Origin of the sequence: Streptococcus taoyuanensis (genome assembly GCF_029589235.1) — a bacterium.
GTDB lineage: Bacteria > Bacillota > Bacilli > Lactobacillales > Streptococcaceae > Streptococcus > Streptococcus taoyuanensis.
Genome location: NZ_JARQVW010000004.1, coordinates 67,991 through 87,651, shown reverse-complemented (window position 1 = coordinate 87,651; position 19,661 = coordinate 67,991). Strand labels below are relative to the sequence as shown.

Sequence of the window (19,661 nt, the reverse complement as noted above, 5' to 3'; positions counted from 1 at the left end):
CTTTTGGTCCTTTAATATCAGGGACTAAAAAAATCGGAACAATGTTCCGATTTTTTAGCCTGAATTTCGTAATCCTGTAGCCACTCCATTGATCGTAATATGGATCAGCTTGTCTTGATCGGCTGGTAGTTGTCCAGTCCGTTGACGTCGAATCAATTCTAACTGAATATAGTTCAAGACGTTAAAGTATGGCATCCGATAGTCCAAACTTTCTTTCAAATAAGGATTTTCAGCGAGCAACTCGTCTTGTTCCTCAATCATCAAGATGATGTCCTTGGTCAATTGCCATTCATGTAAGATAATCTGATAGATATTGCGAACTTCTTCTTCTTCACACAATTGCGCGTACTCAAAGGCAATATCCATATTAGCTTTGGATAAGACCATGTCCACATTTGACAAGAGAGATTGGAAGAAAGGCCAGTTTTTATACATGTATCGAAGGGTTTCGATATTCTCAGGATCCTCATCGATAAATTCCTTAAAGCTAGAACCTACTCCGTACCAACCAGGGAACATCACCCGACTTTGTGACCAAGAGAAGACCCAAGGAATAGCACGCAAACCACCAATTTCTGTAATGGTCTTACGAGCAGCTGGACGTGAACCAATATTAAAACTTGAAATTGCTTTAATCGGACTTGATTCAAAGAAGTAATCATAGAAGTGCTCATTTCCAAAGACCAAATCACGATAGATATCGTAACTGCGATTCACGACTTTATCCATGACTTCCCCGAAACGATCAAACATAGAGAATGGACTCTTTTGTTCAGCAATCATTCGGTTAATGGTTGCAGAGACGAGCATCTCAAGGTTGTAGTAGGCAGCATCTTTATTTCCATATTTATTGCCAATCACTTCTCCTTGCTCAGTTAAACGGATACGGTCATTAATGGATTTCAACGGTTGAGACGTGATGGCTTCATAAGTAGGACCCCCACCACGGCCAACAGTCCCACCACGACCATGGAAGAAGGTAATCTTCACTCCAAACTCATCTCCGATAGCGGTCAATTGTTGTTGGGCTTTAAAGAGGGTCCAGCATGAAGACAAGTATCCACCATCTTTGTTGGAATCAGAGTATCCTAACATAATCTCTTGGTAGTTGTTCTTAGAAGCAATCCAACGTTTGGCAATCGGAAGAGACAAGTAACTTCTCATGGTTTCTTCTGAATGATCCAAATCTTCGATCGTTTCAAACAACGGTACGATTTGAACGCGAGCTTTTTCCGTATCGACTAAGCCTACTTCTTTCAACATCACAGCCAATTCCAACATATCTGACACACTGGTTGCATGAGAAATGATGTTTTGACGAATGACTTCTTCTCCTAAACGATCCTTCAATTCACGGGCCGTTTGGAAAATCGCTAATTCTTTTTCAAGCAGTTCAGATTTTTCAGCATGGGTTGCTGATAAAATACGTGGGTCTTCTAAAAGTTCTTTCAAGAGAACTTGACACTTTTCATCCTCTGATAAATCAGAATAATGGTCATTAATTCCAGCTGATTTCAGCAATTCTGCCACACAGGCTTCATGCACACTCGAATCCTGGCGCATATCAATAGAGGCCAGATAGAATCCAAAAACATCGATGGCTTCTAGAAGTTCTGCAAACTCACCAGAAATTAAATACTCTGATTTGTTTTCTAACAAGGAATCTTTGATCTTTTCAAGGTCTTCTTTAAATTCTTGAGCTGATGCATAAGCTGGAGCTTCTTTCTCAGAAATTTTCTTTAGAGCCCCAGAGATACGATTGCCGATATAATCAGAAACTGGCCCTTGTTGATGAGCATTCGCTCCTAATAACCTCTCGACAGCATAACGATCTTCTCTAGTTTCCCCAACCATAGTCCATTCTTTTAAATTGACCAAAGTCTGGATCAATTTTGACTGGATATAGTGGAAAGCTCGACGGTAAGGTTCTTTTTCACGAAAGACAGATGTATCACTTGATAGGGCTGCCATTTCAGCTACTGCTTCACTTGTTTTAGAAAGACTCGTTGAAAGGGAGAAATGACGGTATAATTTAGAAATTTTTTCGATGTAATAGTTCAAAATGACTTCACTTTGAATGGTTGCTGAACGCTTCAAGGTCTCAGCTGTTACAAACGGATTCCCGTCCCGGTCTCCCCCAATCCACATGCCCATTGTGATCGGACGTGGTTGTTCAAGCTCTAATCCATGCTCTTTTGCCAAGCGTTTGTATTCCAACATAAGATTTGGAACAGCTTGTAAGAAAGAGCTATTGTAATATTCCATGACATTGGTAATTTCATTAGTAACCTTCAATTTTTTGTCACGAATCATATCCGTTTGCATCATGATTTCGATATTACAACGAAGGTTGTTATACCACTTATTCTCATTCATTAAACCAGCTTTAACATCCCGGTGCTGACGAAGAAGAGCATGAATATGATTGGTTAGATCCAGCATGGTTTTTCGTTGCACTTGAGTTGGATGGGCTGTTAAAACAGGTACAATATTGAGATTTTCAAGAATTTCTTGTGCATCTTCATTTTTCGCAACTTCTTTGATGGTTGAAGAAAGTTTTCCGAGGTATTCACCATCCACGTTATTCAAATGATTGATTTCATAGGCCAAATCGACATCTTCTGAGATGTTAATCAAGAGTGGCAAAATGGCAAAATAACGTGAAATCACTGTCATTTCTTCATTTGTCAATTGTTCCACTATTTGATTCAACTCACGATAGTTCTGTGTTTTTGATAGATCCTTCAACTGCCTAATTTTATCAAAGGTTTCCGGACGAACCAAATTTTTCGTAATATCATCTAATAAATTGGTTAAGATTTCGGCTTCTTCTTTGATAATATCTTTATTTGTGAAGTTCTCTAATTTTTGTAAGACCATTTTTTCTCCTTTTTGAATAGCCATTCAACAATTCCCTTTTAATAATAAGGTTTGATTTTACCTTTTTCTTCAAAAACCATGCCTTCTTGTTCCATCTTGGCCCGTTTTTCACTAGCGTCGATATTCAAAACGAAAGCAATCGCTACGGATAAGACCCATAAACTATTTCCCCCTTGGGATAAGAAGGGGAAGGTCACTCCTGTAGACGGAATCAAACCAGAAATTCCTCCGATGTTAATGAAGGTTTGCACTAAGATCATCCCACCAATCCCAATGGCCATCATCGAATTAAAAGGATTCTTTGCTCGAATACCGACTAAAATGATCCGAAGAATTAAGAAGAATAAGAGAGCAAGGATCAAGCTAGCTCCAACAAAACCTAATTCTTCAATCACAATTGCAAACACAAAGTCTGTGTGCGCTTCTGGTAAGTAACCTTGTTTTTCAATGGAATTTCCTAGCCCCAAGCCAAACCAACCACCGTTACTCATGGCATAGTAGGAATTAGCTAATTGGTGACCTGCGCCAGACAAGTCATTAAAGGGGTTAAAGAAGGCACTAAAACGTTTGGCCACATAACCAAAGACAGGAATTTTAGCAACACGATCCACACCGATGATCCATATTGAACCAAGTACAATGGTGGATGCTCCAACAACTAAACCAAGTAAAGAGGTAAACCAACGGTAGCCCACTCCACTAGCCGTAATCATAATCAAGACCGTCAAGGCCAAGATCGTTGCATTTCCCAAGTCCGGCATAATCACAACGATTCCAATCAGAATCAAGGTCAGCCAACGCCAATCGTTTAAATTCCTTGGGATCCATTCATTGTGGGTCAAGGCTTGATAATCATAATCGCGTATCTCGTCTTGTCGTTTAGAAAAGATCAAGGCTAGATACCAGACTAAGATCACCTTAAGGTACTCCGCTGGCTGGATACTGAATCCTCCAGGAATTGTCAACCAACCATGAGCTCCATTGACCGTATCTGTGATAAACCTAGACAAAATCAACAAAATCACTTCAATAAAAATGACAAAAGCCAGCACTTTTTTATTTCGAAGGAAGTTTAGGCTAAATTTATAAATCAAGGCGATGGTTAGGAGACTTAGGATGAAAAAGAGCCCCTGGGTCCGGACCATCCGAATCGAACTCACTCCACTTTGAATTGCCAAGGCACTTGTTGTCGAATAGACAACAATCAAGCCAATGATGGATAAAATCAAATAGGGAATGAGGATGGAATAATTTAAAAGATGTCTTTTTTCAATTTTCATAATTCACCATATTCCTAATGTTCAACCTTCATTATATCATTTTTAAGAAGCAAAACCAAGGAAAGGCCAGAAAAGATTCGGCTTCTTCCCTATTTTCAAGAAATATTCTGATCATTCTTCTTATTTTCATATATTTTTATCCTTTTTCGATGAAAAGATTCCTTTTTTTTGAAAATAATGGCTGAAATGTGGATCTTTTAAGCATTAAGTTTTGCCTTTTCGTTTTATTTACGGTAAAATGATTTTGTATGAGAAAAAGGATAAAACCCGTTGTTCTCTTGGTCTTTTTTATCGGTTTCATTTCTTTTCTCGTTCTTTCACGAACGATTGCCGATCTGCAAGCCAGAGAGCGACAAGAAACAACCAAAACCATTCCGAACTCCAATACACCTCGAAAAACAACTACTGCAAGCTCTTCTTCTAAAAAAGAAGAAGACATCAATCCAGAACTGGTTGGCCGCCCGATCATTGATATTTCAGGCTGGCAATTGCCTAGTGAAATTGATTACGATGTCCTCTCCCAAAATGTGGGAGGTGTAATCGTTCGTGTCCATAGTGGGGCTCAAGCTAAAAAGGAAAATGCAGCAACCTACTTAAATGGTCTGGATAAATCTTTTAAAACCCATATCCAAGAATTCCAAAAACGAAATATCCCTGTCGCAGTCTATGCTTATGTCGCGGCTAAGGATAAAAAAGAAATGGAAAAAGAAGCAGAGGAATTTTACAAGGCTGCTTCTCCTTACAAACCGACCTACTATTGGTTAGACGTTGAGGAAAAAACCATGAAGGATATGAACGCAGGTGTTGAAGCTTTCCGAGCAAAACTACAAGCTTTGGGTGCAAAAAATATTGGACTCTATATCGGAACTTACTTCATGGAAGAACATAGTATCTCCACTGATAAATTTACGGCTCTTTGGATTCCTACTTATGGATTTGATGATGGCTACTATAATGCTGCACCAGATACCAACACGGAATACGACTTGCATCAATATACCTCTCAAGGGCAATTAAATGGATTCTCACACTACTTGGATCTCAACCAAATTGCTCCGACGCAAGACCAAGAAGCGATTTATCGGAAACTTTTCAAGGTACAAAAAGATAACTCTTCCTCATAGCCTTAAAACAGCAGATCAAGTGATCTTCACTTTTTCTGCTGTTTTCTATTTTTCAGGAGAAGGCAATATTGCCGCTATTATATGTTATAATGGTCTAATGAAATCTGATTTTGTAGAGAAAAAGAGAAAAGGAGAAAGCCATGGCAAAAAAAAATAAAGTAAAAAAAACCTTGGTCGAGCAAATCTTGACAAAAGCAAAAATTGAGCACGTAGGCCTACAAATCAACGCTTTAGAAGGGATCTTACCAGAAGGGATTGATCGCTCTACTATTTTCAAAACCCTAGCTCTCAAAGGAGATAAAACGGGGCCCGTGATTGGGATCATTCCTATTACGGAGCATCTTTCAGAGAAAAAATTGGCCAAATTATCGGGAAATAAGAAAGTGGCTATGATTCCTCAAAAGGATCTCGAAAAAACCACAGGTTATATTCATGGTGCCAATAATCCGGTGGGCATTCGTCAAAAGCATCCTTACCCTATTTTTATCGATGAATCGGCCCTTCAGTTAGAGAGCATGATCGTATCTGCTGGGGAAATCGGCCATAGTATTCAAATCAAACCACAACTTCTAGCAGACTTCGTACAAGCGACTTTTGCAGATATTTTAGAATAATGACAGAGAAGGAGACAAGATTGTGAAACTATATTTTATTCGACACGGACGGACAGAATGGAATGAAGAAGGACGTTTTCAGGGATCAAATGGCGATTCTCCGCTGTTACCGGCCTCTATTCATCAGCTTGAAAAATTAGGAAAGCACCTAGCTAGTGTTCCTTTTGATGCAGCCTTTGCAAGTGATCTGCCACGAACAGTCCATACCGCACAGATCATCCTCGATCAATTGGAGACACCTCTAGAATTGCAAGCAACGCCTGCTCTTCGTGAGTGGAATTTAGGAAAACTGGAAGGTGCTAAAATTTCTACCATTTCCGCTATCTATCCCCAACAAATGGATGCCTTTCGCCATAACCTAGCCCGCTTTCAAAATGAAATCTTTGATGCAGAATCTGTCTATGAAACGACCAAACGTACCTGTGATTTTGTAAAAAGCCTGAAAGGAAAAGAGCTCGATACTGTTCTCATCGTTGGACATGGGGCTAATTTGACAGCTTCTATTCGAACCTTGCTTGGTTATGACACAGGAGAACTCCGCAAAAATGGCGGACTAGATAATGCCAGCGTGACGATTCTGTCAACAGATGATTTTGAGCACTATCACTTAGACACTTGGAACGACACCTCTTATATGGAAGACTAAAAAACACTGATCTTGCGATCAGTGTTTTCTTTTAGCTTATTTCATAGTTGGGAAGAGTAGGACGTCGCGAATTGTTGTTACATTGGTCAACAACATAACGAGACGGTCAATACCAATTCCAAGTCCACCTGTTGGTGGCATACCATATTCAAGGGCTTCAACATAGTCATAGTCGATGCCTGTAGCCTCGTCATCTCCCAATTCTTTGGCACGCGCTTGCGCTTCAAACCGTTGCAATTGATCGATTGGATCATTCAATTCCGTGAAGGCATTGGCATACTCTTTGGTCATGATAAAGAGTTCGAAACGGTCGGTGAAGCGTGGATCTTCTGGATTTTTCTTAGCCAATGGAGATACTGCTACTGGGTGACCGTAAACAAAAGTTGGTTGTGTCAAGGTTTCTTCAACGAATTCTTCGAAGAAGGCATTGATAATTTGTCCCACTTCTGTGTAGTGTTTTTCAACTGGTACATGTTTTTCGTTTGCCAGTGCTACAGCTTCTTCAAAGGTCATGTCTTTCCAGAAGTCAACACCTGTGATTTCTTTAATCGCATCAACCATGTGAACCCGTTTGAATGGTTCGTTGATTTTGATTTCTGTTCCTTGGTAGTCAATTGGACCATCACCATGGACCGCTTTCGCAGCATGTTGGATAATGCCTTCAGTTAAGTCCATGATATCGTGGAAGTCAGCGTAAGCTTGATAGACTTCGATCGAAGTGAATTCAGGGTTGTGAGTGGCATCCATACCTTCGTTACGGAAGATCCGTCCGATTTCGTAAACGCGTTCCATCCCACCAACAATCAAACGTTTCAAGTGAAGCTCAGTCGCGATACGAAGCACCATGTCAATGTTTTGTGCATTGTGGTGAGTGATAAATGGTTTAGCAGCCGCACCACCAGCTTCATTGTGAAGCACTGGTGTTTCCACTTCAAGGAAGCCTTGACCATCTAAATAACGACGGATTTCAGAGATGATTTTTGAACGGGTTACAAAGCGTTCGAAGCTTTCACGGTTTGAAATCAAATCCAAATAACGTTTGCGATAGATGGTTTCAACATCTGAAAGTCCGTGGAATTTTTCAGGCAAGGGACGAAGGGCTTTTGACAAGTGAGTGATATGAGTTGCTTTAATCGAAAGTTCACCCATATCTGTGCGCATGATTTCCCCTTCAACACCAAGGAAATCACCAAGGTCTGCTTTTTTGAAGATCTCGTAGTTTTCTTCTCCAACTGCATCCTTACGAACGTAGATCTGAATTTGACCTTCACGGTCTTGAAGATGGGCAAAGCCAACCTTTCCTTTTCCACGTTTTGTTACAAGACGACCGGCAATAATAGCTGTTTCGTTCAAGTCGTGGAGTTGTTCTTTATCTAATTCTGAATATTTTTCTTTTAATTGACCTGAATTTGCAGTACGTTCGAATCGTTTCCCAAATGGATCGATTCCTTGTTCACGAAGGGCCGCCATTTTCTCACGACGGACAATCTGCTGGTCATTCAATTCTTCCATATGTTCAGTAGTCATTTGGAACCTCCTAAGTTATTCTCCCCTATTCTATCATATTTAGGCCAGAAATTCACTAATATTTACCAATTAAACAAAAATAAGATGGAAGAAAAAATGCAGCTTCTTGAATGAATACTCAAAAACATCTGAAGACCGTCGTTGACTGTCCAAATAGTTTGACCTGTATAAGACAAGGTTTCGACAAGCTATTCCAAAACAGCATCAAAAAGGAGCGTGGAGAATCTTAAGCAATTCATCCTGACCCGCTCCTATTTTTTTATTCATAACGCAGTGCTTCGATCGGGTTTAACTTAGAAGCCTTATTCGCTGGTAAAATTCCAAAGATGATGCCTACAAAAGCAGAGAAAATAATACTGCCGATGGCGACATTTAAGGAAATAATCGGTGGTCCTTCTAGGGAAGCTACTGCGAGTGTAGTAATCAAGCTATTCACACCATAAGCAAGGCCAAGTCCAATCAGCCCACCAATGATGGTCAAGACCATCGACTCAATCAAAAATTGAACCAAAATCTTACCTCTGGTTGCTCCCAATGCTTTGCGAAGACCGATTTCTCTCGTCCGTTCGGTAACAGAAACCAACATGATATTCATGACTCCAATGCCACCAACTAAGAGGGAAATCCCAGCAATAGCTCCGATGACTGATGTCATAATTCCTACTACTTTATTGGTTTCCTCTAAGATGCTATCCAAATTAAAGATTTGAAATTCTCCCTGGCGAACACCTGAAAGTTCTGTTAACTTTTGAGCAGCTTCGATCCCAACGGTTTTGATCTGTTTCACATCCGGCACATGGACGACAATATTTTGAATTTCATCCGTTCCGAATTCAGATGCCAGCTGGGTATTGGCCATCAAGGCACTTCCACCTGAGGAAGCTCCGTAAAGAGCTGTTCCTGCATTTGGATCCTTGAAAATACCAACGACGCGATAATTGTTATCCCCAACAGAGACCACCTGATTCAGTGGATTCTCCGTTCCAAATAATTGTTGGGCCAATCCTTCATCAAGGAGCACCACCCGGGAGAAATTACTATAGTCTGAAGGGGTTAATTTTCGTCCAGATAAGAGCTCAACCTTTTTGACAGAAAAATAGGTTTCATTTACCCCTTGGATGTTTACCCCTTCTGCTTTTTTCTTTTGAAAAGCAATGGTTGCATTGGAGGTATTGCTAACATAGTAACCATCGATGCCTTGAATCTTGGTTAATTCCTTAACCCAAGATTCTTGCACAACTGGTGGTGCTTCTTGGACTTGACCATCAACATCTTCAGCGTTTTCCCCATCGATATCCGATGGAGCAGCCATCCCTCGGTCTTCAGCTGCAGGGCCACTTTCGCCTCCGCCTTCTCCTTCTCCAGTATCATCAGAAGGGCCAATATTGATTCCTGTCACATAACCACTCTTGTTGGGAGAATAAGAGATTTGTACATACTCTTGGTCCTTGGTGAAGGTCTTGGTGACACCAGCTTTCATTCCATCTCCAAGAGCCATGATGACAACGACAGAAGCAACCCCAATAATGATCCCCACCATGGTCAAGAAAGACCGTAATTTATGGCTCATAATCGAGCTGATCGCAAATTTCCAATTTTGCATTAGGTCCCCCTTTCCAGCTTGCTATCTGAGGAGATCACTCCATCACGAATGACGATGCGACGATGCGCAAAGGCTGCAATTTCTGGCTCGTGTGTAACCATGATAATGGTTTTTCCTTCTTGGTTTAGCTTAGTTAACAAGTCCATTATTTGCTCCCCCGTCTTGGTATCTAGGGCACCAGTCGGCTCATCTGCTAAGACGATGGCTGGCTGATTGACAAGGGCTCGGGCAATCGCAACCCGCTGTTTTTGACCTCCTGAGAGTTCTGAAGGCAAATGGTGCATGCGAGAATGGAGCTCTACCTTTTCAAGGTACTGCTCAGCTAATTCCTTCCGTTTAGCAGGATGAACTCCTGCATAAATGAGAGGCAGTTCCACATTTTGAAAGGCATTGAGCTTAGAGAGAAGAAAGAATTGTTGAAAGACAAAACCGATCTGTTCATTTCGAACACGTGCTAATTTTTTCTCACTGAGATTTCCAACCTCCTGACCTTCTAGAAAATACTCTCCACTGGTCGGGCGGTCCAACAAGCCAATGACGTTCATCAAGGTCGATTTCCCTGAGCCAGATGGACCCATAATGGCCACAAATTCTCCCTCTTCGACTTCTAAATCGATGTCTTTTAAGACACGAAGTTCCTGGTCCCCGTTTTTATAGGTTTTATTGATTCCTTTTAGTTCAATCAATTTTGTCATATTTTCCGATCTCTTTTCCATCTTCCAGTTTCTCATTAGGATTCACAATAACTTGAGCATCTTTCTTCAAGCCTGACAAGATTTCCTGATTTTCAGCATCGGCGTTACCAAGCGTCACTTTTACTTTCTTAGCCTTGCCATTTTCGACCGTCCATACATAACTCGTATCCCCATCAGCCATGACACTTGTCACGGGAACAAGGGGATGTTGAGTAGAACTTTTGACTTCAATATTGACAGAAAAGCCTTGTTTGAGTTCCCCAATCTCACTGGTAATATCCACTGTGAATGGGTACTTGGCTCCACCGCTTCCTTGTGTTCCACCTGCTGCATTGGTGCCTGCTTGACCCGCGTCGGTCGGATAGTTGGCTACATAAGAAATCTTTCCTGTCCAGGTTTTATCCGGATAAACCTTGGAAGTGAGGACCACTTCCTGACCTTCAGAGATATTGGCCAAATTGTATTCAGACAATTCCCCTTTGACTTGTAAATTCCCGTTGCTCACAATGTGAACCAGAGTTTGGTTGGTCCCTGTAGTCGATTTTGAAACATCTTTATTGACTTCGACCACGGTACCATCTGTATTACTCCTAACTGTTGTCGCATCCAGAAGAGCCTTAGCCTTGTTCATATTATCGACTGCATCCGACTTAGCATCTCGTAAATCGCTAGCTTGAGAATCGACTGTTCGCTGGGTCTGCGAAGCTGATTTGGCATCTGCTTCTTCATCGCCTGTCGTATCAATGGTCACACCATTTGTCAGTAAGTCATTTAACTGACGATCTGCCTTATTGACAGCACGAACGGCTGCATCATAAGCGGTTTGGGCCTCTGTACTGCTATACTGAACAATTGGCTGACCGGCCGTCACTTGATCTCCTACATTGACCAAAATCGACTGCAAATCCCCTTTGGTTCCATCAAAATAGACATACTGTTCCTGGTTGGCAGTGACTTTCCCAGTTAACAAGACTGAAGAAGCGATCGATCCATCCTTGACCGTTTGCACCATTGGAGTTTCTTTCGTGATTGCCTGATCAGGTGTAGTTGGGTGCGAAAACACCATCACACTTCCTGTTCCAATCACCGCAATAGCTGCACCTGCAGCTGCAAAAAGTTGCCATTTTTTCAATTTCTTCATCGTTTTTCTCCATCAAAGAAAGCGTTTTATTCTATACCATAGTATACCATATTTCCTTACTTTTCTATCTAAAATTGACACGGCAAAATGAAATTTAAATGCTTGGTAACATGCTAAACCCTTGACTTTTGTAACAGTTGATATTACAATCAAACTGAAATCCCATTTAGGAGGAAAACATGAAAGAATTTGATATTATTTCAATCGGTGGAGGTAGTGGAGGAATCGCTACCATGAACCGGGCTGGGGAGCACGGAGCGCGCGCTGCTGTCATTGAAGAAAAACAATTGGGTGGCACCTGTGTCAACAGAGGATGTGTGCCTAAAAAGATTATGTGGTATGGTGCACAAATTGCAGAAGCTATTCGCGATTATGGACCAGACTATGGATTTACTTCTGAACAAACAAGATTTGATTTTGCAACCTTAAGAAAAAATCGCGAAGCCTATATTGATCGTTCCCGTAATTCCTATGATGGCAGTTTCAAGCGAAATGGAGTTGAACGAATTGAAGGACGTGCCCGTTTTGTGGATGCTCATACGGTTGAGGTAAATGGAGAAACCATTAAGGCTAAGCATATCGTGATTGCGACCGGTGCCCATCCTTTTATCCCTTCTGTTCCTGGAGCTGAATTTGGCGAAACTTCTGATGATGTCTTTGCTTGGGAAGAACTCCCTACATCTGTTGCCATTATCGGGGCTGGCTACATCGCGGTGGAACTAGCTGGTGTGCTCCACCATTTAGGAGTCCAAACAGACCTCTTCATCCGAAGAGATCGGGTTTTACGTAGTTTTGATTCCTACATTGTCGATGGCTTAATGGAAGAAATGGAAAAACAAAACCTTCCGCTTCACAAACATAAGGTTCCCATGAAGCTTGAAAAATTAGAAGACGGTCGTGTGAAGATTTATTTTGAGGATATGACTAGCCACGTGGCAGATCATGTTATCTGGGCAACAGGACGAAAACCAAACGTCCAGGACCTCAATCTAGAAGCTGCAGGTGTCACCTTAAATGAAAAAGGATTCATTGCAGTGGACGAGTACCAGAATACAGTTATTCCAGGAATCTATGCTCTTGGGGATGTCACAGGAGAAAAAGAATTAACCCCTGTCGCTATTAAAGCTGGACGCACTCTTTCTGAACGACTATTCAATGGAAAAGTCAATGCCAAAATGGATTATACAAATATCCCGACTGTTGTCTTTTCTCACCCCGCTATCGGAACCGTTGGCCTAACGGAGGAAGAAGCCCAGCAAACTTATGGAAAAGAGCATATCAAAGTCTATACTTCTCAATTTGCTTCCATGTACACTGCTGTAACCCAACACCGCCAGCAAGCAAAATTCAAACTCATCACTGCTGGTCCCGAAGAAAGGGTCGTTGGCCTTCATGGTCTTGGCTACGGAGTCGATGAAATGATCCAAGGATTTGCAGTTGCTATCAAGATGGGAGCGACAAAAGCTGATTTCGACGCAACCGTCGCCATTCACCCAACCGGATCCGAAGAATTTGTGACAATGAGATAAAACATAAGCTTGAAGTTGTTCCACTTTAAGCTAAAAGGACTATTTTAACAAACAATAGTCCTTTTTCATTTATCTGATTTTTATAAAATCCTTAAAATTTCATAGATAAAATATTTTTATTGTTAAAATCTTACTAATTTGTGATATAATTCACTTTGTAGATGTCTTTTTTGAAAATAGACGAGTGGGGGGTGCACTTTTATTAATGTCGTCTTAAAAGACACCTATAAAAATTTCTCAATTTTGTAAGTTTTTGGCAACAACATACAAATTGATGTAAATATTGGAGAAAAATGGGAGAAGAAAATGAAAAAAATGAATCTAAGTAGACTTGCCAAAGTCTTCTTTATTGTATTTTTACCATTATTATTCATCGTATTGTCGCAATCTGATATGGTAAAAGCTGGCGATGTCAGCAACAATATTAGCTCACTTACTGTTTCATCAGAAGAAATCACAGATGGTGGACAAACAACTGTTAAGTTTACATTTGATGAGCATGCACAAAAGATTCAACCGGGGGATACATTAAAAGTTAATTGGACTAGTTCTGGAACAGTCTTTGGGGTAGGATTTAAAAAGACTATTCCACTAAGTATTGACGGAACTTACGTTGGAGACATGGTCATTACAGATGGATCTGCGACAGTTACTTTCAATGAAGCTATCAAAAACCTTCAAAACATTCGCGGTTGGGGTGAGTTTGAGATTGAGGGTCATAACGATACAGCAACCGATAAGGAGCATGTTGGAAAATTCACTATTATTAGTGGAGCTAGAAAAGTAGAATTAAACGTTAAGAAAATGGCTACTGGTGTTAACAGCGCTCCATTCTATCTCAAAGCGGGTGATATGCACGCGAATGATCCTGAACATATTCTTTGGACACTAACCATTAATGCAATGAACTTAGATGTAGATGGTGATGTTCGTGTTGAAGATGACATCCAAGGTGGTCATTCACTTGTAAAAGATAGTTTTAGTATTACTACTACAGGTAACAAACCAGGATATTACGGTGGCTCAACTGCTATCGATGATTTCTTAGCAGCCTTTCCTGGAGCAACTTTCACAATTGATGCAGCAGGAAAAATTACGGTTACTATTCCTCAAAGTGAAATTAATAAGACTGGTGTCCTGATCTTTTACCAGACTAAAGTAGAGAATGAAAATCAAAAGAATTTCTTAAACAATACTAAGGTCTGGTATCACGTTAAAGGTGAGCAAGCCGTTGTTGCCAAGGAAGTAAATGCATCTGTTGCAAATATTAATGCAAACGGTGGAGTGGATGGCGATATGACATCAACCACTACAACAACCACTACTACAACTACGACTCAAGAGCCGACTACTACAACCACTACGACTCAAGAGCCGACTACTACAACTACTACGACTCAAGAGCCGACTACCACAACTACTACGACTCAAGAGCCGACTACCACAACTACTACGACTCAAGAACCGACTACCACAACTACTACGACTCAAGAGCCGACTACCACAACTACTACGACTCAAGAGCCGACTACCACAACTACTACGACTCAAGAGCCGACTACCACAACTACTACGACTCAAGAGCCGACTACCACAACTACTACGACTCAAGAGCCGACTACTACAACCACTACGGTAACAACTACTGATGAACCTAAGACTACTTCAACTACAACTGAGGAGCCTAAGACCACAGTAACGACAACCGATGAGCCTACAACTACTTCAACTACTTCTGAAGAGCCTAAGACTACTGTACCTACTACACCTGAGACTCCTGATACAACACCAGAAGAACCAGGAAACCACAATAGTAGTGAGGAAGACACAACGTCAACAACAACTACTACTGCAGAGCCTAAGACTTCTTCATCTACTACAGAAAATCCAAATAAACCTAGTCATTCTGGTACCACAACGACACCAAGTGCGCCAGGTTCAAATGGTGGAAACAATGGGGGAGGTCGCAAATCGCTTCTTCCAAACACAGGTGAAGTTGTTGCATCTGGACTCGTCTTCTCTGGAATTCTTGTCTTAGCAGGTGCTGTTGGAATCAAACGGAAATTGACTCGTCAATAATTTATTCATTAAAAATAGTCAATTTTCTAACGAAATAGATTTTCAATGCATCTTAACAAATAGTTCAACTAACAAAGAGAGAAATTTTTAGCTCTCTCTGATAGATAAAAAGAGGCTGGGACAAAAGTCCTAGCCTCTCAATTATTTTTGGATTGTCGAGCAAGACGCAGTGGTTGAGTGGGCTCTACTACGCTGATTTCATCAGCTTTTACAGCCCTACTCAACTGTGCGGAGGCGGGACGACGAAATCGAATTCTAACGAATTACCGATTTCTGTCCCACTCTCTTTTCTTTGTATAGGCCCTATAAAGATTTGGCTTACACCGGTACGTCTACATCTCAAAACATTGGAGAGATAATAAACGAATATTCCTTTTTATTTTTTATAAATCAGGTTATTAGATGGAATATCAGATGATAACGAAAATAGTTTCGTAAATACAAAAAGACAAACGTCCAAATGCGACGTCTGTCTTCAAGCTTTTTTCTTTGTTTATGGTAAGATGGCAATGGCACGGACAGGTGAACCAGTTGCCTTGTCCCAGTGAGGGAAAGCGATCGAAATCAAAGCACCTACAGCTGGAACTTGGTCCAATTGGTTCAAGACTTCAACTTGGTAGATATTTTGTTCCAAGAGGTAGTATTCATTGACCAAGCCATGCTCTGCTGCTGGAATACCTGCATCGGTATCAAAGGTTTCATGACCCACAGCCTTAACATAGCGTTCATGAATCAAGAATTCCAAGGCTTCACGGCTCCATCCTGGACTTTGTTGAACACCATTTTCATCTAGGTTACGCATAGCATCTTGATCTGGCCAACGTTTTGACCAATCACTGCGGAAGGCAACAAAAGCACCCTCAGCAATTTGTCCATGCTCTGCCTCAAAGTCTAAGATATCTTGTTTGCTCAAGATAAAGTTTGGATTGGCAGCAACTTCTTTAGATTTGTCGATAACATAAAGTGGCAAGAGGAGATCTTTGAGGGCAATCTCATCCAACCAACGACCCCCTTCTACAAAGTGAATCGGTGCATCAATATGCGTTCCGTATTGACCAACCACTGTAAATTTTTGAACATGGAAACCATCTTTTAATGTAAAAAGGTCTTCTTGTTGCAAGGCAGGAAGGGCTGGGAAGTGTGGACTTTCCGCATTGATTTGGTGACTCAAGTCCACCCATTTTTTAGCTTGCAATTCTTTATAAATACTTAGTAAATCTGACATGTTTCTTCCTCCTTATTCGCCCCAAACTTCAGCGACAATTTCCTTAATCAAACCGATTTTTTTCCATTGGTCTTCTTCTGTCAAAATGTTTCCTTCTTCTGTCGAAGCAAAGCCACACTGAGTAGACAGGTAAAGATTTTCCAACGGTACATACTGACTTGCTTCTTTAATACGAGCAATCACTTCATCCTTGTTCTCCAGTTGACCACTCTTAGATGTCAAAAGGCCTAACACCACTCCTTTACCAGGGGTTACTTCTGCAAGTGGTTCAAAACCACCAGCACGATCAGTGTCAAACTCAAGGAAGTAAGCATTGACCGCTTCTTCTCCAAGGAGTTCTTTGGCAATCGGCGCATAGCCACCTGATGAAGCCCAAGTAGAATGGAAGTTCCCACGACAAACGTGCGTATTGACGGTCAAACCAGCTGGAACATTTTGGTAGACATCGTTGTTAAAGGTCAAGAAGAGATCAGCGAGTTCTCGGCGAACCTCATCTTTTGACTTGCCTTGAGCTGCTCCCCAAGCCGTCAAGAAATGATCGTCTACCAAGACACCCCACGTACAGTCATCTACTTGAAGGGTCCGAAGTCCTGCATCATACAAATCTTGAATCACTTGAAGATAGGCTTGCTTGATATCTTCACGAACAGCCACAAAATCAGGATAGATGGTATTTAATTGTTCTACATGCTCTGCATCACGGATCAATTCAAAATAGAATTGCGCAGGTGCTGGAATAGTATATTTAGCCTCTACACCATCTACATCTGCTACAAGATCCCGCAAGAACTTGTAATGCTCTACAAATGGATGATTGGCTCCTGTGATTTTTCCAACGACAAGTGCTGAGTCCGCCTTGGTTGTTTCATCATGGAATTGATAACCTTGAGCAGCTTGGACATGATCAATGCCACCAAAGCCCCAGAAGAAATCCAAATGCCAATAAGCACGGCGGAATTCTCCATCTGTTACTGACTTCAGACCAGCAGCAATTTCTTTTTCAACGAGGTCACGAATCGCTTGATCTTCTACTTTTGTTAAGTCAGCCTGACTGATTTTTCCAGCTGCGAAATCTTCACGAGCTTGAACCAAAGCTGCTGGACGAAGGAATGAACCAACATGGTCTATGCGATAAGGTGCATGTGTATGTGTCAATATGAATTCCTCTTTCCTATAAGTTTTACATTAATTCATCAATGCAACCATTATAGCAGTCCAATACCTGATAAACAAGGGTTTGGGATAATCTAATATCTTTGACATCTATATAGTCTTAGACTATAACAAAAAGAAGTCCTTGAAGGACCTCTTTTTTATTTTAATTTTTAAATGCATCGAGCATAACTTGAAACTCTTCGTTCGTGAGTGTAATGCCTTTCCCCATCTTTGTATGGTCGGGACTCCAGGTCCGGATATCATACTTAGCTGGAGCACCATTAAAACTTACACGGTTCAATTCCTTGGTCCAACCCTTGTCATTTTCTGACAAGACCAGTAGATGTTCTTCGATTTGGAATGAAAATTCTGCCATTTCACGACTCCTTTCTTGCCTTCTCATCTCTATTATTCGTAAATCATTTACAAAATCGTTGAAATTATCTATAATATATTGTATCAAGTTATGGAGAATTTAGCTATGAAAAAATTTCTCGAGATCGTTAAAGACCGAGCAAATGAATTTTTCAATGGAAAAGTCAGTACCCCTGCCCCATTAGAAGATGAGAGAATTATTGAAATCATTCAACAAGCATTGCGAAAAAAACAAGGGGTTCATGTTATTTTTTCAAACAAGAGTTTTACAGGAGATATTGTCAAGTATGACCAAGAACGCCGACAACTGATCGTGAAAAATTTTAAAAAGAGTATGTCCACGATTATTCGGATTTCTGAGATCCAGAAAATCAGTTTGGTCCCCAATAACATTCGCATCGCCCAACAAAAAGGAGAGGTTTAACCCTCTCTTTTTTTGTTATACTCGAACAGTTTTACTTGCCCCATCTTTTGAGTAGAGATTGATTAAGCCTTCCTGGCAAGAACGAATCATATCTCCTGGCTTGACTTCTTGTGGGACCGTGATCGTGAGAAGTTCCATCGGATTTGGTGCGCGATCAATCTTCACTCCATCCTTATCATGCAAGTCTTGGATCTGGCATTCAAAATGACGGAAGCCTGGTCCGTAGAATTCCACTTGGTCGCCTTCATTGATGACATTCCGTTGGCGAATCGTCGCAGTCATGGTAGATGGATCAAAGTCAACCACTTCTCCTACAAATTTGTATTGAGGAATCTTACGACGTGCCCCAAACAATTGTTCATTTTCAGTCGGTGTTTGGTAGTAGAATCCAGTTGCTAATTCACGTTGAGCAACCTTCCACAATTCATTGATCAAATCATCCTTGATGGCATAAAAGGCTTCTGGACTTTCCATATAGGCATCACAAGCTGCCTTGTAACAGTTGGCTACTGTTGATACGTAATGGACAGATTTCATCCGGCCTTCAATCTTCAAGCTATCAACCCCATTGTCAATCATGTCTGGAATATTTTCGATCATACACATGTCCACGGCTGACATAGAGTATTCTTCTGGGACTTGTCCTTTGATACTCTTGCGTTCTTGGCCAAATGGCATATCGTAGAGATCGTATTTCCAACGACAAGATTGAGAACAGCCACCACGGTTGGCATCCCGGTCAGACATGTGGTTAGAAAGGGTACAACGTCCGGAATAGGAAATACACATGGCTCCATGAACGAAGGCTTCGATCTCAAGATCGGTACGCTTACGGATCTCTGCCAACTCTTCCATGGATACCTCACGGGCCAAGACGACACGGGTCAAGCCATATTCTTTCCAGAAATGGAAGGTCTCCACATTGGTTGCGGAAGCTTGCGTAGACAAGTGAATATTGAGGCCAGGTGCATAGGTTGCACAGATTTCAATCAAGGCCGGGTCTGAGACGATCACGGCATCAAGGCCCATATCCCGCAATTCACGGAACCATTCACCAGCCCCTTGTTCATTTCCCTCATGGGTCACCATGTTTGAAGCAACGTGCACATCCACTCCACGGGCATGAGCATATTCGATACCTTCACGAAGCTCATCCATGGTGAAGTTTCCCGCACGGCTACGCAAACCATAGGCTTGTCCACCAACGAATACTGCGTCTGCCCCATAATTAACGGCAACTTTTAATTTTTCTAATGTTCCAGCAGGTACCAAAACCTCTGGACGTTTTTTTGTATTTGTCATGTTTTCTCCAATTTACAAGATTGTCGATATGATGAATAGCTTCTTCGTTCCCTGAAAAAGGA

General features: G+C 41.2%; 16 protein-coding genes. 6 read left to right on the top strand and 10 right to left on the bottom strand.

Annotation, left to right across the window (positions count from 1 at the left end):
- Nucleotides 1-54: 54 nt before the first annotated feature.
- Entirely contained in the window at nt 55-2,880 is a 2,826-nt protein-coding gene (gene ppc / locus P5Y91_RS04615) for a phosphoenolpyruvate carboxylase (protein ID WP_070448794.1), read from the bottom strand.
- Between the two features lie 38 nt (nt 2,881-2,918).
- Nucleotides 2,919-4,160 (bottom strand): cell division peptidoglycan polymerase FtsW, encoded by a 1,242-nt coding sequence (gene ftsW, locus P5Y91_RS04610; protein ID WP_021153577.1) that lies wholly within the window; start codon nt 4,158-4,160, stop codon nt 2,919-2,921.
- A gap of 248 nt (nt 4,161-4,408) precedes the next feature.
- Here ftsW and P5Y91_RS04605 point away from each other — a divergent pair, with 248 nt between their 5' ends.
- The 3 genes from P5Y91_RS04605 to P5Y91_RS04595 all read left to right on the top strand — a co-directional run bounded on the left by P5Y91_RS04605 (nt 4,409) and on the right by P5Y91_RS04595 (nt 6,544).
- Nucleotides 4,409-5,284, top strand: a complete 876-nt coding sequence (locus P5Y91_RS04605; RefSeq protein ID WP_214254782.1) for a GH25 family lysozyme — start codon at nt 4,409-4,411, stop codon at nt 5,282-5,284.
- Nucleotides 5,285-5,424: 140 nt separating this feature from the next.
- Entirely contained in the window at nt 5,425-5,898 is a 474-nt protein-coding gene (locus P5Y91_RS04600) for an aminoacyl-tRNA deacylase (RefSeq protein ID WP_118396693.1), read from the top strand.
- A gap of 22 nt (nt 5,899-5,920) precedes the next feature.
- Nucleotides 5,921-6,544, top strand: coding sequence for a histidine phosphatase family protein (locus tag P5Y91_RS04595; RefSeq protein WP_118396691.1), 624 nt, complete (start codon nt 5,921-5,923; stop codon nt 6,542-6,544).
- A 36-nt stretch (nt 6,545-6,580) separates the two neighbouring features.
- Here the strand turns inward: P5Y91_RS04595 and lysS are convergent, their stop codons facing one another.
- The 4 genes from lysS to P5Y91_RS04575 form a co-directional block, all read right to left on the bottom strand.
- Entirely contained in the window at nt 6,581-8,071 is a 1,491-nt protein-coding gene (gene lysS, locus P5Y91_RS04590; RefSeq protein ID WP_070665415.1) for a lysine--tRNA ligase, read from the bottom strand.
- Between the two features lie 259 nt (nt 8,072-8,330).
- Entirely contained in the window at nt 8,331-9,674 is a 1,344-nt protein-coding gene (locus P5Y91_RS04585; RefSeq protein WP_118396689.1) for an ABC transporter permease, read from the bottom strand.
- The gene (locus P5Y91_RS04580; protein WP_003002759.1) at nt 9,674-10,369 is read right to left on the bottom strand and encodes an ABC transporter ATP-binding protein; all 696 of its coding nucleotides are present in this window, start codon (nt 10,367-10,369) and stop codon (nt 9,674-9,676) included. The genes P5Y91_RS04585 and P5Y91_RS04580 overlap by 1 nt, the downstream gene beginning before the upstream one ends.
- On the bottom strand, nt 10,353-11,510 hold the full coding sequence (locus P5Y91_RS04575; RefSeq protein ID WP_070674286.1) for an efflux RND transporter periplasmic adaptor subunit: 1,158 nt from the start codon (nt 11,508-11,510) through the stop codon (nt 10,353-10,355). Before P5Y91_RS04575 ends, P5Y91_RS04580 begins: the two co-directional genes overlap by 17 nt.
- Before the next feature lie 179 nt (nt 11,511-11,689).
- Between P5Y91_RS04575 and gorA the strand changes: the two genes are divergently transcribed.
- Entirely contained in the window at nt 11,690-13,039 is a 1,350-nt protein-coding gene (gene gorA / locus P5Y91_RS04570; RefSeq protein ID WP_070674283.1) for a glutathione-disulfide reductase, read from the top strand.
- 306 nt (nt 13,040-13,345) lie between these two features.
- Entirely contained in the window at nt 13,346-15,118 is a 1,773-nt protein-coding gene (locus P5Y91_RS04565) for an LPXTG cell wall anchor domain-containing protein (protein WP_277839049.1), read from the top strand.
- Nucleotides 15,119-15,611: 493 nt separating this feature from the next.
- Here the strand turns inward: P5Y91_RS04565 and P5Y91_RS04560 are convergent, their stop codons facing one another.
- From P5Y91_RS04560 to P5Y91_RS04550, 3 genes are all read right to left on the bottom strand, one after another.
- Nucleotides 15,612-16,343, bottom strand: a complete 732-nt coding sequence (locus P5Y91_RS04560) for a cyclase family protein (RefSeq protein ID WP_118227958.1) — start codon at nt 16,341-16,343, stop codon at nt 15,612-15,614.
- A gap of 12 nt (nt 16,344-16,355) precedes the next feature.
- The gene (locus P5Y91_RS04555; protein WP_129824053.1) at nt 16,356-17,498 is read right to left on the bottom strand and encodes a 5-methyltetrahydropteroyltriglutamate--homocysteine S-methyltransferase; all 1,143 of its coding nucleotides are present in this window, start codon (nt 17,496-17,498) and stop codon (nt 16,356-16,358) included.
- 163 nt (nt 17,499-17,661) lie between these two features.
- Nucleotides 17,662-17,874, bottom strand: coding sequence for a YdbC family protein (locus tag P5Y91_RS04550; RefSeq protein ID WP_003002541.1), 213 nt, complete (start codon nt 17,872-17,874; stop codon nt 17,662-17,664).
- A gap of 90 nt (nt 17,875-17,964) precedes the next feature.
- On the opposite strand from P5Y91_RS04550, the gene P5Y91_RS04545 reads away from it, so the two are divergent.
- Nucleotides 17,965-18,297, top strand: coding sequence for a hypothetical protein (locus P5Y91_RS04545; protein WP_013903885.1), 333 nt, complete (start codon nt 17,965-17,967; stop codon nt 18,295-18,297).
- Nucleotides 18,298-18,312: 15 nt separating this feature from the next.
- Here P5Y91_RS04545 and P5Y91_RS04540 read toward each other — a convergent pair whose 3' ends face one another.
- Entirely contained in the window at nt 18,313-19,599 is a 1,287-nt protein-coding gene (locus P5Y91_RS04540) for a peptidase U32 family protein (protein WP_003002878.1), read from the bottom strand.
- Nucleotides 19,600-19,661: the final 62 nt, after the last annotated feature.

Coding starts and splice junctions, on each gene's coding strand:
- ppc (WP_070448794.1), bottom strand. CDS start 2,880: ATGGTCTTACAAAAATTAGAGAACTTCACAAATAAAGATATTATCAAA.
- ftsW (WP_021153577.1), bottom strand. CDS start 4,160: ATGAAAATTGAAAAAAGACATCTTTTAAATTATTCCATCCTCATTCCC.
- P5Y91_RS04605 (WP_214254782.1), top strand. CDS start 4,409: ATGAGAAAAAGGATAAAACCCGTTGTTCTCTTGGTCTTTTTTATCGGT.
- P5Y91_RS04600 (WP_118396693.1), top strand. CDS start 5,425: ATGGCAAAAAAAAATAAAGTAAAAAAAACCTTGGTCGAGCAAATCTTG.
- lysS (WP_070665415.1), bottom strand. CDS start 8,071: ATGACTACTGAACATATGGAAGAATTGAATGACCAGCAGATTGTCCGT.
- P5Y91_RS04585 (WP_118396689.1), bottom strand. CDS start 9,674: ATGCAAAATTGGAAATTTGCGATCAGCTCGATTATGAGCCATAAATTA.
- P5Y91_RS04580 (WP_003002759.1), bottom strand. CDS start 10,369: ATGACAAAATTGATTGAACTAAAAGGAATCAATAAAACCTATAAAAAC.
- P5Y91_RS04575 (WP_070674286.1), bottom strand. CDS start 11,510: ATGAAGAAATTGAAAAAATGGCAACTTTTTGCAGCTGCAGGTGCAGCT.
- gorA (WP_070674283.1), top strand. CDS start 11,690: ATGAAAGAATTTGATATTATTTCAATCGGTGGAGGTAGTGGAGGAATC.
- P5Y91_RS04565 (WP_277839049.1), top strand. CDS start 13,346: ATGAAAAAAATGAATCTAAGTAGACTTGCCAAAGTCTTCTTTATTGTA.
- P5Y91_RS04560 (WP_118227958.1), bottom strand. CDS start 16,343: ATGTCAGATTTACTAAGTATTTATAAAGAATTGCAAGCTAAAAAATGG.
- P5Y91_RS04550 (WP_003002541.1), bottom strand. CDS start 17,874: ATGGCAGAATTTTCATTCCAAATCGAAGAACATCTACTGGTCTTGTCA.
- P5Y91_RS04545 (WP_013903885.1), top strand. CDS start 17,965: ATGGAGAATTTAGCTATGAAAAAATTTCTCGAGATCGTTAAAGACCGA.
- P5Y91_RS04540 (WP_003002878.1), bottom strand. CDS start 19,599: ATGACAAATACAAAAAAACGTCCAGAGGTTTTGGTACCTGCTGGAACA.